The organism is Verrucomicrobiia bacterium, from assembly GCA_026414565.1.
Taxonomy (GTDB): Bacteria; Verrucomicrobiota; Verrucomicrobiia; order Limisphaerales; family Fontisphaeraceae; genus Fontisphaera.
In genome coordinates this window covers 26,034-39,861 of sequence record JAOAIT010000023.1, presented here as the reverse complement: position 1 = coordinate 39,861, position 13,828 = coordinate 26,034, and the positions used below count along the sequence as shown (strand labels likewise).

Here is a 13,828-nt window from a genome sequence, read left to right as displayed (position 1 = left end):
CCCGCCGCTCCCGCGCCGCGGGAGGAAGCCCGGCCCAATTAATCTTTGGGGCTCGCTCCTGGCGGTGAAGCTCAAACCTCCAGCAAGACCGGGAAGACTCCGGTCTGCGCCTCCACCCCTGTCTGCCTAATGTGTGCCATTTGCGGACTTGTGCATTGGGATGGACGTCCGGTTTCACCGGCGGTCATTCGGGCCATGCGCGATGTCATGGCCAACCGCGGACCGGATCACGCCGGGGAGTGGGTGCAGGGGCCCGTGGGGCTGGGGCACCGCCGCCTCAAAATCATTGACCTGTCCGATCGCGCCAACCAGCCCATGGGGAATGAGGATGGCACAGTGTGGCTGGTGTTCAATGGCGAGATTTACAACTTCCCTGAGTTGACCCGCGAGCTGCAGGCGGCGGGGCATCGCTTTGTGTCCCACAGTGACACGGAGGTTATTCTGCACGGCTACGAGCAATGGGGGGAAGGGGTGGTGGAGCGGCTGGATGGGATGTTTGCGTTGGGCCTGTGGGATGAACGCCGCCGTCAACTGCTGCTGGCGCGGGACCGGTTTGGCAAAAAGCCGCTTTATTACACGCAACAAGGTCAGCGGCTGGCTTTTGCCTCCGACATCAAGGCCTTGCGCGAGGAGGGGGAGCTGAAGTTAAGCCTCAATCCGGCGGCGATTGACTGTTATCTGCATCATCTGGGCACCACCCAGGAGCAATGCATTTACCGCGAGGTGCACAAAGTCAAACCGGCGCATTATGGGATTTTCACCAGCGACGGCGTGCGCTGGGTGCGTTATTGGCGCCCCCCGTTCGGCCACAAGGAGGCTTTGCGGGAGAAGGAATGGCTGGAGCGCATTGAGGCGGCCCTGCGGCGTGCGGTGCGGCGGCGGTTGATTAGTGATGTGCCGCTGGGCGCTTTTTTAAGTGGCGGCGTGGATTCCAGCCTGGTGGTGGCGCTTATGAGCCAGGTCTCCGGCGGGGCGGTGCGTACTTTTTCCGTTGGGTTTCGCGAGCAGGACTATTCCGAGCTGCATTATGCGCGGCTGGTGGCGGCGCGCTATGGCACCGCGCATGAGGAAATCATGTTGCAACCGGATGTGCTGGGCATCCTGCCCGCGCTCGTCTGGGAATTTGGCGAGCCATTTGCGGATTCCTCGGCCATACCGGCCTTTTATGTGGCCCAGGCCGCGCGGCGCTCGGTGACGGTGGCCCTGACGGGGGATGGGGGGGATGAAATGTTTGGGGGATACGACATTGCCCGAGCTGCGTGGGCGGCGTGGTGGTATGAGCGATGCACCCTTGGCCCCGCCCGGCGGGTGCTGGATGGCGTGTTGCTGCGCCGGCAGGAAATGGAGCCGCTGCCGCTGCTGCGCAAATTGAGCACGGTGGCCATTCATGCCAGCCGGGACCCGGCCACGCGCCACAGTCTTTCCATGGCGTTTGGCCCGCGCGAGAAAGCCACTCTGTACCGGGAGACCTTCCGGCAACTGGTGGAAGGTGAGCCGGCGCTGGAGGTGTTTGCCGTGTGGCAGCCGGAAATCGCCGCGTTGCACCCGGTGGACCGGCACCTTTTTATGACCATGGTCACCCGTTTGCCGAATGATTATTTGGTGAAGCTGGATGTGACGTCCATGAAGGTGGCCTTGGAGCTGCGCTCGCCTTTCCTGGATACCGGCGTAGCTGAACTGGCTGGCGCCATGGATCCCCTGTGCAAGATCCGGCATGGCCGGCAAAAGTATCTCTTGAAGAAGCTGGCCGCGCGGCATCTCCCGCACGAGGTGATCTACCGGCGCAAGCAGGGATTTGCCCTTCCGCTTGAGCACTGGCTGCGCCGGGAATGGGCGCCGTGGTTGCGGCGGTGGCTGCCGACCGGGCATCTGGTGTCCACGGGCTGGTTCGATGCCTCGGCGATCCATCAGCTCATTGAAGAACATACCCGCGGCCGGGCCAATCACACGCATCGTTTATGGGCCTTGCTGTGGCTGGAGCTGTGGTGGCAGATGTTCGTCGAAGGCACACTGAAGCCGGGGGACCGATTGAAGCCCCAATGACCTGGATCGCGGCGGGTCCCATCAAGGGTGGGGCAGGACCTGAAAACGCCATGGGGAGGCCACTTTGCCAAGGTGGGATGTGTAAAGCTGGAAACACATCATCAGCCATCATTGGATGCGCTTGGCCGTGACATGACATTCCGGGCCGCGGCGGCAATGGGCGCCGCTCATGGCGGCTGACAGCCAGATGCCGGTGGGGACGGGGCGCCTTGCGTGGCCACCGGTTTTTGGGGCTTCGGCCCCAAAGACTGAGGGGCCTCGATTTCTTGCTTGGCACCGGCGCCATTCCGGGGCATAGACAACCTGCAGCAGGCAACCCATGAATTTTTACGATGTCATCAAGGCGCGCCGCAGTGTGCGGTTGTATCATCCGACCCCTGTCAGCCCCGACAAGCTGGAAAGGATTTGGGAGGCTGTCCGATGGGCGCCCTCGGCCTGCAATTTGCAGCCGTGGCGGTTCCTGGTGGTAAAGAGTGATGCCATGCGCGCCCGCGTCAGCCGCCTGCTGCAACCGTGGGTGATGACCGCCCCCCTAATTATCGTGGGGCTGGGACACCGCAAGCTGGGCTGGCGGCGGGACGGCCAAAGCTACCATGAGGTGGATGTGGCGATTGCTTTTGAGCACCTGGTGTTGGCGGCGGCGGCCGAGGGACTGGGGACCTGCTGGATTTGTGCCTTTGACCGGCAGGGGATGCGCCTGGCTTTGAATCTGGATGAGGATTGGGATCCGGTGGCGGTGACGCCGCTGGGCCATCCCAACGATCCTTCACCCCGCCCGCTGCGCAAATCCATCGCTGATATGGTCGGCGAAGTTTGACCCTGTCTCCGATGCGGCCTGAACACCTGGAGCTGCTGGCCTGTCCGGAATGCCGGGGCGACTTGTCCCTGCTGCCCGGGGCTGTGGTGGTGGAGGGGCGCGTGGAAAGCGGTCAATTGGAGTGTGCCTCTTGCCGGCTTCAGTATCCGATCCGGCGCTTCATTCCGCGGTTTGTGCCCTCGGAAAATTACGCTGCCGGCTTTGGTTTTGAATGGCTGAAACATGCCCGCACACAGTACGACAGCTACACCGGCGTGCCGGTGAGTGAAAAGCGGTTTTTCGAGGAAACCCGCTGGCCGCGGGATTTGCAGGGCGAGCGGATTTTGGAGGTGGGCTGCGGCTCCGGCCGTTTTACCGAGCAGGCCGCCCGCACCGGGGCCATGGTGGTTGCGATTGACTACAGTGTGGCGGTGGAGGCTTGTTATGCCTCCAATGGGCGGCTGCCCAACGTGCTCATTGCCCAGGGCGACATCTATCGCCTGCCGGTGCGTTGGGATTTTTTTGACAAACTGTTCTGTTTTGGCGTGTTGCAACACACGCCCAATCCGGCACAGGCCTTTTTGGCGTTGCCGCGGCACCTCAAACCCGGCGGCCGGCTGGCGGTGGATGTTTACAAACGCAAGGACACCCTGCGCGGTCATCTTGGCAAACTTTTTGGCACCAAATATTTTGTGCGGCCACTTACCCGCCGGATGGCCCCGGAGCGGCTTTATCGCTGGGTAAATGCCTACGTGCGCGCCATGTGGCCGGTGGCGCGCCTCATTCACCAGATTCCCTGGATTGGCCGCTGGCTGAACTGGCGGTTGCTCATTGCGGACTATCGCGGCGTTTATCCGTTGAAGGAGGAGCACCTGTTGGAATGGGCCATTTTGGACACCTTTGACATGCTCTCACCGCGCTACGACTACCCGCAAACCTTGGAGACGTTCCGGGATTGGTTTGTGCAGGCGGGGCTGGTGGAGGTGGAAGTGCACTACGGCCACAATGGCATCGAAGGCCGGGGCCGGCGGCCGCTCTTAACTGCCGCGAAAACTGAATCACCCGGGCGGGAGCGTTGAAGCGGGAGTTCAGGGGTCAAAGGCCCCGAGGGCCAAAGGGCCCTGCGCTGGCCGCTGGCGAAACGGGGTCTCACCGGCCAAACCCAGCCGCGCCGGCTCAAACAACGGGCGGGGCAGCGAGACCTCCAGCGGCGCGGCCTGACGGACCAGCGGGCTGCCAGGCAGGGGGCGCCAGTTTTGCTCTGCCGGCTGCACGAAGCCGGGATCGGTGCCGGTATGAGTGTTCTGCCACGCGCGCGGCAGGTGAGTGGAGCCGCGGGGCACCCAGTTGTGCGCTCCGGTCGAGCGGTACTGGAGGCCGGGATCGTACAGAAGCCGGAGAGAGCGGCCCTCCGCGTAGAAAACAGAGTGATAAACTTCCAGCGCCTCCAAGGCATCCTGCAGCTTGAACACCCCGGCCGCGGCAGCCTTGGGCGTCATCAGGATGGTGTTGTGAATGAATTGGGCGCGGCCGTGACTGGTGCCGCTGCCATCGCCGCCCACCCGCACAGCCGAGGCCAGAATGCCCCGGGATTTGTGCAGAACATTTCCCACCACCACCGCATCGCAGCGAATCAACGGCCCCTGGGAAGCGGGTTGACCGTGGCGGTCGGGTCCCAATAATTCCAGCTCCCGCCCCCATGCCCCTTCGAGCCAGTTATAGAAAAGTTCGGTGCGCCGGGCGCGGGATTTCACGTTATTACCGCCGCGCCCGTCATAAACGTGGCAGAACTCCATGCGAAACACGGCGTCAGGGTATTTGGCCGCATCCATGCCGACATAGATTTGATGAAACAACTCGCCTTGACCACAGCGGGCCACGGTAACGTGGCTTAAAGTGAGTGAACCGGCGGCGTCGGAATTAAGAATGCCGTGGCCGGCCACGTCATACACCGCCACGCGGCGCAAGAGGGTGCCGTGACCCACATTGCGAATGCCGCGGGTGGCGTTGGTATCGCCGCCGCCGGTGATTTCCAGATCTTCCAGGACGTAATAGTCGCCGGTGATGCGGATCACGGCGGCTTCTGTGCCCTGCACGCCGGCTAAGATTGGGCGGCGTCCGTCCACCGGGCGGCCGCGGATGACAATGGGCTGGGTGGCGTTGCCGCTGGCCTGGAGGCGCACATCTCCAGGATAAATGGCGTTGCCCGCGACTTCCACCACATCACCCGCCTTGAGCAGAGGAGCGACGCTTTGCAGGTTGCTGTGCGTCTGGCCCGGCCCCACCGCATGGAGGGCGGCTGACAGGGAGGGGACGCCAAGAAGCATTACCCAGCACAGGCTATGAAATACCAGTAGCCAGAGCGCAGAAAGAAGCACGCTGGCGGGCAGGCGCGGAGATTTTCCCAAGCCCGGCCGCTTGGAGGTCGGCGCAGGACATGCATACCTCCACGGATCGCGCGGTGAACTGACTGAAGCTGGCATGATCGGTTTAGCGCAAGTCCACCGCCGCAAAAAAGACATCGTCCGGCACGGCATGAAAGATGGCGGTGACCACCTTGGGGGTGGCCTGGACGGCTTCCACGAAATCTTTCATTGGCTCCAGCCGTGCGCTGTAGTTATAGGCGAGCACCAGACCACCGGGCTTCAGTTTGCTCGGATACAGTTTGCGCCAGTAGTCCAGGTAACCGGATTTGTCGGCATTCAAAAATATGAAGTCGTAGGACTTTTTCAACGTGGTCACGAGGGTGTGGGCATCACCCTCCAGACTGGTGACCCGGTGCGAGACGCCCAAGGCCTGCAGGTGTTGGAGCGCCCGGGCGCGGCGTTCGGGCACAATTTCGATGGTGGTCACCCGTCCGCCGCGGGCCTGCGCGGCCAGCGCCAGCCAGTAGGTCCAGTAACCATGGGCGGTGCCAATTTCCAAAATTTCGCGTGCCCCGCGAAGATGCGCCAAGAAATGGGCGACGGCGGTTTCTGCGCGATTCACCAGAAACATGCTTTCATCCTCGGCCTCAAGTTGGGCGAGGATCTTTTCGTGTTGGGCGCGTTGCGCCGTGGAGGAGGGAGCATTTGCGGCTGCAGTGCCGGGCGCCAGACCCAGCAAACTGGTGGCCGTCGTCAGCGTCGCCGCGTGAAGCAGAAAATCGCGGCGGGGCATGGCCAGGCGGGACGAGGCTTGGGCAAAGGGCGTCATGCTATTCATAGTGCTGGAAGATCCTGAACCTCAAGGTCAGTGTGGTTATTCATTGCGCGCAAAGGCTTGCTGTTGCCAATATAGCGAGGCCCAAGCTGGATGACGAATACATAAATCTTGCAAGGCTCATGCTGATCTCTCCTGCCTCCGTTGACGGCATTTGGGCCGTGGGAGCGCCTGTTTCGGCGAGCGGGTAATTGCCTTGGGGAAGAAGTTAAGGAATGGGCACAGAGATGACCTTCTAAAATTTGGATGAGATTTGCGAAGCCCTGATTTTTGGCCTGCCGTGGAAGGCATCATAATTCCTCGGATGCCGCCAGACGGCTGGCCATGCGAGGCGGATTTTTTATTGAGCGCCGGACAGGCAATTAACTATGCTTGGGGGCTTATGAATGTTTTGGTGACAGGTGGCGCGGGTTACATCGGCAGTGTGTGTGTGGAGCAACTGCTCAACGCGGGGCATCGGGTGACGGTTTTTGACAATCTCTCTGAAGGCCATCGCGGCGCGGTGGATGAACGGGCGGCCCTGGTGGTGGGGGATTTGGTGGATCGCGAGGCCATCATGGAGCTCGTGACCCGGGCGCGGCCGGAGGCCATCCTTCATTTTGCCGCCAATGCGCTAGTGGGGGAGTCCATGGCCAATCCCTCCAAATATTTCCGCAACAACGTGGCCGCCGGGCTTAATCTTCTGGATGCGGCCGTGGCCGGGGGGGTCCGGAAGTTCATTTTCAGCTCCACTTGCGCCACCTATGGCGTGCCGGAGCGTCTGCCGATGACCGAGGATTTGCCGCAACGCCCGGTAAATCCTTACGGCGAGAGCAAGCTGATGTTTGAGAAGATATTACAATGGTATCAGCAAATCCACGGGCTGGAGTTTGCGGCTTTTCGGTATTTTAACGCGGCGGGGGCCAGCGAGCGGTTTGGGGAGCATCATCGCATTGAGACCCACCTGATCCCCAATGTTTTGAAAGTGGCGCTGGGCCAGCGGGATTGTTGCGAGATTTACGGCACCGATTACCCCACTCCCGACGGCACCTGCATCCGGGATTACATCCATGTGATTGACTTGGCCGAGGCCCATATACTGGCCCTGCAACCCGGCAAGGCTGGTTTCTTCAATTTAGGCAACGGGGATGGTTATTCCGTCCGGCAGGTTATTCAGACTTGCGAGCAGGTGACGGGCAGGCCCATTCGGGCGGTGGAAAAGCCGCGCCGCCCGGGGGATCCACCGCGGCTGGTGGCGGCAGCCGAGAAAGCCCGACGGGAGCTGGGGTGGTCACCCAAATACCCGCATTTGGAACAAATTGTGCGCTCGGCGTGGAGTTGGCACCAACGGCACCCCCACGGCTACGCGGAGTAAGGGGGGGAGGGTGAAAATCACGCAAAATGTGCCAAAGCAACCCTTTCCCCGCAGGAATTCGGGGTGTGGGGGATGCCTTGGCTGGCGGCTGGGCGGTGCGGAAAAGCCCCAACCGTTGATTTTAGGGAGAGAAGGGCCAAATTGGCACTTAAATTGCTTAAAAAAGAAGGATTATACGCGGGTGCGTTTGGACGTGGCATTGTCCCTCCAAAGGCCTCCGACAACCAAAATGGTCCGATGTAACCCGCCGGGGCGGGATTTGATTTGAAAAAAAGTCTTGGAAAAGTTACAATTCGGTGAAAAATAGACTTCTGTTTGGCATATGCTAGAGACGTTTTTACGCGGTGATTACGCCGCGCAGCCAATGGATTTGCCAGTGATGATACTGGCGCTGTGTCTGGCCTTTCTGGGCGGTCATGTCATCGCGTGGACGTATATGGCCACGCACTCGGGGCTTTCCTATTCCCGGACGTTCGTCAACGCCATGATCGTGCTGCCGATGATCGTCACGTCGGTGATGATGGTCCTGTCCAACAACCTGGTGACGGCGTTTGGGTTGATGGCGGTATTTGCCATCGTGCGATTCCGCAACATTCTGCGGGATACTCTTGATACCACTTACATTCTGGCCGGGATTGTGGTGGGGATGGCGTGCGGCACCCATCGTTTTCCGGCGGCGGTCATCACGTGTGTGATGGTGTCAGTGGTCTTGTTGTATTTGAGCCTGACCATGTTTGGCGCGCGGCACCGCTACGACATCATCGTCAACCTGCATTGGGCGCGGTCTTTGAAGGAGCTGCCGGAGTTGAAGCGCCTGTTGGACCGGCACAGCCGGGTGACTCACTGCGCCAGCCAGCGGACCAGTGAAGGCTATGAGGGCGCCGATTTAAGTTATCGCCTGTTGCTGCGGAATCCCGAACGGGAACAGGACCTTCTGACCGAATTGAAGGCCATGGAGGGGGTTTCCCGGGTGACGAGCATGAAGGCTGAAGACGAGTCTGAAATCTAGTGGAAGGAATACCGATGACCGCATTACCGAAGATTCCGAGTCCCCCGTCACATTACTGGCGGGAGTTCCGGCATGGTTATCTGCCGATCATTGTTTTCCTGTGCGTTCTGGTATTTTCTGTCAACCTCTGGAACCGGCACGTGGCGCCGCCCAGCATTGTCGGGGAGGTGGAGGCCATTCGTTCGAGCATCACCGCGACGGAACCGGGCGAGATCCAGGAGCTGAGCGTGGATTTGCTGTCCCGGGTGGAAAAGGGCGATCCGATTGCCGTGATTAGCGTCATGGAGGATGAGACGGTCAAGGCCAGCATCAACTCCATGATGGCGGATTTGACGATTTTGGAGGAGCGGCTGCGGCAGGGCACCTACCGTTTCCAGGAAAACCTGGAGAGTTTGCGGCACAACATCTGGCAGCGCAAAATTGAGCTGGCCAATGACCGGGCCCAACTGGTGTATGCGGAAGCCCAGCTCCAACGCGCCCATTCCAATTTGTTGAATAATGTGACCTCCCAGGCGGATTATGACCTGGCCAAGGCCACGGCGGAGTCCCTGCGCGGGAAGGTGGCGGAACTGGAAAGACTGATTCAGGCCATGGAACAGAACGTGGCCAAGCTGGAGAAAGGGGTGCGCACGGGCGAAGGAGACGAAGCCAATCGGGCCATTGCCCGGGCGATTGAAGCCAAGCAGGAGGAAATCAAGGCCCTCTCGGCCCCGCTGGTGATCAAAGCCCCCATGTCCGGCGTGGTCAGCGCGGTGTACAAACGCAAGGGCGAGCGGGTGGTGCGTGGGGATGTCATTGTGATGATCAGCAGCATGGAGGCCGAGCGCATCGTGGCCTATGTGCGCCAGCCGTTGAACGTCAAACCCAAGGTGGGTGACATGGTGGAAGTGCGCAGCCGCTCCCAAGGACGTGCCCTGGCGCAGGCCAAGGTGATGAAAGTGGGCACCCAGTTGGAGCCCATCAATCCGGCCATCCTTCCCATGGCCGTGCAGAACGGGGTCATGGAATATGGTCTGCCGATGATCATCACCCTGCCCAAAGGACTGGCCTTGATGCCGGGCGAAATCGTGGACATCAGTCTGCCGTCCGGCGTGCGCTAGAGCCGGGGTTGTGGAAGATTTGGGCTGTCCCGATTCCCGGGACGGCCTTTTTATTTCGGGCAAGGGTTGCAGGCCGGGGCCGATGAACAAAGGCTTGTATCGCCGGCGGCGGGGCGATTGAATAACCCCCATGAAAGCAGTACAACTGGTGGCCCACGGCAAACCGGGACGATTTGAGATGCGTGACCTGCCCGATCCCCGGCCCGGCGAGGGCGAGGTGGTGGTGCAGGTGATGGCCTGCGGGTTAAATCATCTGGATTTGTGGCTGGAGGAAAACGGGCTGCCCATTCAACCCATTTTACCCCGCACGGCCGGTTGTGAAATTGCCGGCCGGGTCACGCAGGTGGGGCCGGGGGTGACCGCCTGGCGGCCGGGGGACCGGGTGGCCGTGCAATCCAACATTTTCTGCGATCAATGTGAATTCTGCAAACAGGGGGAGGAATCGCAATGCCTGCGCAGCGAATTGCTGGGCATCCAGCGGGACGGCGGGTTTGCGGAAAAAGTGCTCGTGCCGGCGCGGTTGTTGGTGGCGCTGCCGGACACGGTGGATTTTGTCACCTCGGCGGCGTTGACCCTGGCCGGGAGCACGGCCATGCACATGCTGACCAGCCGGGCAACGGTCAAGGCGGGCGACTGGGTGCTGGTGATGGGGGCGGCCAGTGGCGTCGGCTCGGCGGCCATCCAGATTGCCAGGGGCCTGGGCGCGCGGGTGATCACCACCGGCTCCACGGAGGCCAAACGGAAACTGGGATTGCAATTGGGCGCGGAGCAGGTGCTGGATACGGCGGACGCGCGCTGGACGAGTGAGGTGCGCAAAATCACCAATAAACGCGGGGTGGACCTGGTCGTTGAACATGTGGGGGGCGACATTCTGCCCAAACTGCTGGACTGTTTGGCGCGCGGGGGGACAATCGTCACCTGTGGCGCCACGGCGGGACGGCAGATCACTTTCGACATCTGGCCGTTCTTTGTGAAACAACAGCGGTTGATTGGCAGTTACGGGCGGAACCGCGCTGACATGCGGACCACGCTGGATTGGGCCGCCGCCGGCAAACTCAAGCCGGTGATCCATGCGATTCATCCGCTGGAGCGCGTGCCGGAGGCGTTTGCGGCGCTGCGCCAGCGGCAGGTCCTGGGAAAGATTGTCATTCAACCCTGAGGGGATTAACATACCACGCCTTATGCAACGAACCTCGCTGTTTATTTATGGAGTCCTGCTCCTGACGGGGCTTGGCCTTGCCGGCGCCGAACCCAACACCCTGACCGAGCAGGAGCGGGCCGCAGGCTGGCGGCTGTTGTTCAATGGGCGCAATCTCGAAGGCTGGCGCAGCGTGCGTCGCGCCACTCCGCCTACCACCGGGTGGGTGGTGACCAACGGCTGGCTCGTCAAGCTGGCCGGCCAACGTGGCGGGGACCTCATTACCACCCAGCGTTTTGACAATTTCGAATTGTCATGGGAGTGGCGCATTCCGCCCCGCGCCAACAATGGCGTGAAATACATGTTTCTGGAGGAGCGTGGGGTGGGCCACGAGTATCAAATGATTGACGATACTACAATCAAGAACCCGAAGCAGCAAACCGCCTCGTTTTATGATGTGCTGCCGCCGCGTCCCCACGCGCCCATGAAACTGGCGCCGGAAATCAATCACTCCCGGATTATTGTCCGCGGTGCGCACGTGGAGCACTGGCTCAACGGCGAAAAGGTGTTGGAATATGAATGTGGCAGCCCGGAGGTGCTGGCGGCGGTGGCCAATAGCAAGTTTCGCACGTCGCCGGATTTTGGGAAAAAGATTGCCGGCCACCTGTTGCTGACCGATCACAATGATGAGGCGGCTTTCCGCAACCTCAAGGTGCGGGAGCTGCCGGCGCCTTGATGGGCGGCGGCTCGGCGGCCGAGGCGGAGGCGGAGGGCATGCCGCCGGCCAGCGAACAGAGGATCAACAGGACGGCGGCCGCCAGCAGCGCCAGCAGGGCGTTACGCTCGCGTGCATCAAACCACCGCAGCACACCGGGGCCTGCCCCGTAGCGTGATTGTCCTGACTGTTCGTGCCGGCTCATATTCATACGTCCCAAGAATAAGACGGGTTTCGCCGCCCAATGTTGGAATAATTTTTAAGATTTTTTGGAGCAGAAGCCGGGCCGTTCACTGGCGCAGCCGGAAAAAGCGGGTATCTCCCGGCAGGATGTTCGTCCAGCATCGCCAGCCCTGGAGGCTGCTGCCCGGGGCGCTGACGGCCTCCCAGGCGTCGGGGGACAGACGCGCGGACGTCTCCAATACGGCGCCGCTTTCCTCCGGCCAGCGCAACACCAGATGCGCTTCCTCGCGGGCAAAATACAGCCGGGCGGGGGCAGGAAGGACATCCGCAAAAGCCGTGCCCACCCGCAGCCGTTCGATGCTCAGTGCGCCAATGTTGGCGGCCTGACGGAAGGCCCACGCGGCCACGGTGCTGCTGCCAGTGGTGTCACCCGCCACCAGGGCGGCATCACTCTCGCAGGTGGGGTCAAGCCATAGCAGACACTGGCCATTATTGACGTTAAAGCGGGTCACCACGGTGTAGAGCGTTTGAGTGCGGAGGAGCGGCGTGGTTTCCGCCGTGGGCAGTGCTGCGGCGCTGCTGAGGCCCAGGCGGAAATGTCCCGGTGGCGCCTGGTTGGTGGAGATAAAGAGGCGGCAGCGATAGCCGGTGCCGCCATCCTTGTAATGCGCCCAATAGGCGGGCACGGCATTGGTGGGCAGGCGCAAGACGCGAAAATCCACGCGCGCATAAAGCACATAACCACTGCCCGCCGTGATGCCGGGGGGGCCGAGGGTGACGCTGACATCCTCACTGTTGGTTTCGCAGAGGTGGAGACTCCCGTTTTCCACCCATGCCTGGCCGGCCTCTCCGCTGTGGGACTGCCAGAGAGCTGGGCCGACGGCGATCAGGGCGCCGTCAGGATAATCAAATTCTTCTGACACGAGGCGTCCTGGCCGTGGCGCCACCGTCACTTGGAATTGATTGGTGATCCGGTGATGGCCGTCGCTGAGGAGCAGGGAAAGGAAGGCGTGGCCCGCCCGGTCCGGCGCGGGGCGCAGGGTGAGGCGCCGCTCATAGCCTTCGCCGGCCACCACGATGTTGGTGGCCGGAAACAGGGTGCGATCCGAAGAAGTAATGGTCAGAGTGAGGACGTCCTGCTCGGCATCCTGCAGGTGCAACGGGAGATCATTAAGTGTTTGATTAACGCTTATAATCTGGTCAGCTAGTGGCGCACAGGACGGCGCTCCCAGGCGCACGGTAAAGGCCCGCTGCGCACTCAGGCCGGTGTCATCCAGGGCGGTGACCAGGACGCGCGCGACGCCCTGTTGCCCATCGGCGGCACGCACCACCAGGGTACGCTCCCCGCCGGCGCCTTGAAAAAGGAAACCCTCTGGCGGGATGAGATGGGGAGGCTCGCACTGCGCGTAAAGGTAAATAAAGGGCAGGGGGGTATCTTCATCAGTGAGTGTGATAAGCAGGGGAGGGGACACGCCGCCAGCGGGCAAATCAAGGTCAGGGAAGGCCGAGAGCGTGGGTGGGGCGCCGGGGGTGGCCACTTCCGCAAAGGATGAGCCAATGCGCAGGCTGTCGAGGGCAAGCTCGCCCATGCCGTTGCCACTGGCCAGCGATTGTCGTAGGGCAAAGGCATGAATCGCCAGGGAAGCAGTGCCATCGGCGGGCATTTCCAAGGCTGGATCTTGTTCGCTGACAGGATTGAGCCACAGGGCTGCGGCGGGAGGATTCAATTGGTAGCGCAGGATGACCACCTGCGCGGCTTGGGTGGGGCAGGCTTGGGGATGGTATGAGGCATAGAGGGGGGAGGTCACCCCCGTCAGCCGCAGTCCTAAACGGTAATGGCCCGCGGGCGCATCCATGGTGGTGGCGTAAAGACAGGCGCGGTTATTGTTGACGCCGGCGTCCTTCAGCAGGGCAAAACATCCGCCTCCACCGGACGGCAGGCGCGAAAAGTTGACCAGGAAGCGCACGTACAACACCCCGTTGGTGTACGGCCGGCCTGGCAGGAAGACTTGAACATCTTCACTGGAAGTCTCCGAGAGCAGGGCGCGGCCGCCGGCCACCCGTAATTGATTGGAGGTGCCGCTGTAATGGGACCAGGCATCGGGGGCCACCTGCACCAGGGGGCCATCCGGATAGGGGAAGGTTTCGTGCACCAACAAAGCCCCCTGCAGACCGGAAAAAAAGGCCGCCTGTGCCAGCAGTAGAAGAAGGGGCCAACTGATGCCGGGCGATGGGGCGGAGGCAATCATGGAGCAGGAAAAAGAGGCCAAGGGAGGATGCCGTGCCATT

At 61.6% G+C, this 13,828-nt stretch carries 12 protein-coding genes; 8 read left to right on the top strand and 4 right to left on the bottom strand.

Annotated elements, in window-relative coordinates:
- Positions 1–129 precede the first annotated feature (129 nt).
- The 3 genes from asnB (at position 130) to N3J91_06030 (ending at position 3,918) form a co-directional block, all read left to right on the top strand.
- The gene (gene asnB, locus N3J91_06040) at positions 130–2,043 is read left to right on the top strand and encodes an asparagine synthase (glutamine-hydrolyzing) (GenBank protein MCX8155994.1); all 1,914 of its coding nucleotides are present in this window, start codon (positions 130–132) and stop codon (positions 2,041–2,043) included.
- A 319-nt stretch (positions 2,044–2,362) separates the two neighbouring features.
- Entirely contained in the window at positions 2,363–2,860 is a 498-nt protein-coding gene (locus N3J91_06035; protein MCX8155993.1) for a nitroreductase family protein, read from the top strand.
- Positions 2,861–2,871: 11 nt separating this feature from the next.
- Entirely contained in the window at positions 2,872–3,918 is a 1,047-nt protein-coding gene (locus N3J91_06030) for a class I SAM-dependent methyltransferase (GenBank protein ID MCX8155992.1), read from the top strand.
- 9 nt (positions 3,919–3,927) lie between these two features.
- Here N3J91_06030 and N3J91_06025 read toward each other — a convergent pair whose 3' ends face one another.
- Both N3J91_06025 and N3J91_06020 read right to left on the bottom strand, forming a co-directional pair.
- Positions 3,928–5,166: a hypothetical protein gene (locus N3J91_06025; GenBank protein MCX8155991.1), complete on the bottom strand. Its 1,239-nt coding sequence runs from the start codon at positions 5,164–5,166 to the stop codon at positions 3,928–3,930.
- A 163-nt stretch (positions 5,167–5,329) separates the two neighbouring features.
- Positions 5,330–6,043: a class I SAM-dependent methyltransferase gene (locus N3J91_06020; protein ID MCX8155990.1), complete on the bottom strand. Its 714-nt coding sequence runs from the start codon at positions 6,041–6,043 to the stop codon at positions 5,330–5,332.
- Positions 6,044–6,422: 379 nt separating this feature from the next.
- Here N3J91_06020 and galE point away from each other — a divergent pair, with 379 nt between their 5' ends.
- The 5 genes from galE to N3J91_05995 all read left to right on the top strand — a co-directional run bounded on the left by galE (position 6,423) and on the right by N3J91_05995 (position 11,377).
- Positions 6,423–7,394 (top strand): UDP-glucose 4-epimerase GalE, encoded by a 972-nt coding sequence (gene galE, locus N3J91_06015; GenBank protein MCX8155989.1) that lies wholly within the window; start codon positions 6,423–6,425, stop codon positions 7,392–7,394.
- Between the two features lie 322 nt (positions 7,395–7,716).
- Positions 7,717–8,403, top strand: a complete 687-nt coding sequence (locus tag N3J91_06010; GenBank protein ID MCX8155988.1) for a DUF4956 domain-containing protein — start codon at positions 7,717–7,719, stop codon at positions 8,401–8,403.
- A 14-nt stretch (positions 8,404–8,417) separates the two neighbouring features.
- Entirely contained in the window at positions 8,418–9,503 is a 1,086-nt protein-coding gene (locus tag N3J91_06005; protein ID MCX8155987.1) for a hypothetical protein, read from the top strand.
- A 130-nt stretch (positions 9,504–9,633) separates the two neighbouring features.
- Positions 9,634–10,662, top strand: a complete 1,029-nt coding sequence (locus N3J91_06000) for a zinc-binding dehydrogenase (protein MCX8155986.1) — start codon at positions 9,634–9,636, stop codon at positions 10,660–10,662.
- A gap of 22 nt (positions 10,663–10,684) precedes the next feature.
- Positions 10,685–11,377 (top strand): DUF1080 domain-containing protein, encoded by a 693-nt coding sequence (locus N3J91_05995; protein MCX8155985.1) that lies wholly within the window; start codon positions 10,685–10,687, stop codon positions 11,375–11,377.
- On the opposite strand, the gene N3J91_05990 is transcribed toward N3J91_05995, so the two are convergent.
- Entirely contained in the window at positions 11,349–11,561 is a 213-nt protein-coding gene (locus N3J91_05990) for a hypothetical protein (GenBank protein ID MCX8155984.1), read from the bottom strand. The genes N3J91_05995 and N3J91_05990 overlap by 29 nt on opposite strands.
- A gap of 85 nt (positions 11,562–11,646) precedes the next feature.
- Positions 11,647–13,788 (bottom strand): hypothetical protein, encoded by a 2,142-nt coding sequence (locus N3J91_05985; protein ID MCX8155983.1) that lies wholly within the window; start codon positions 13,786–13,788, stop codon positions 11,647–11,649.
- Between the last annotated feature and the right edge of the window lie 40 nt (positions 13,789–13,828).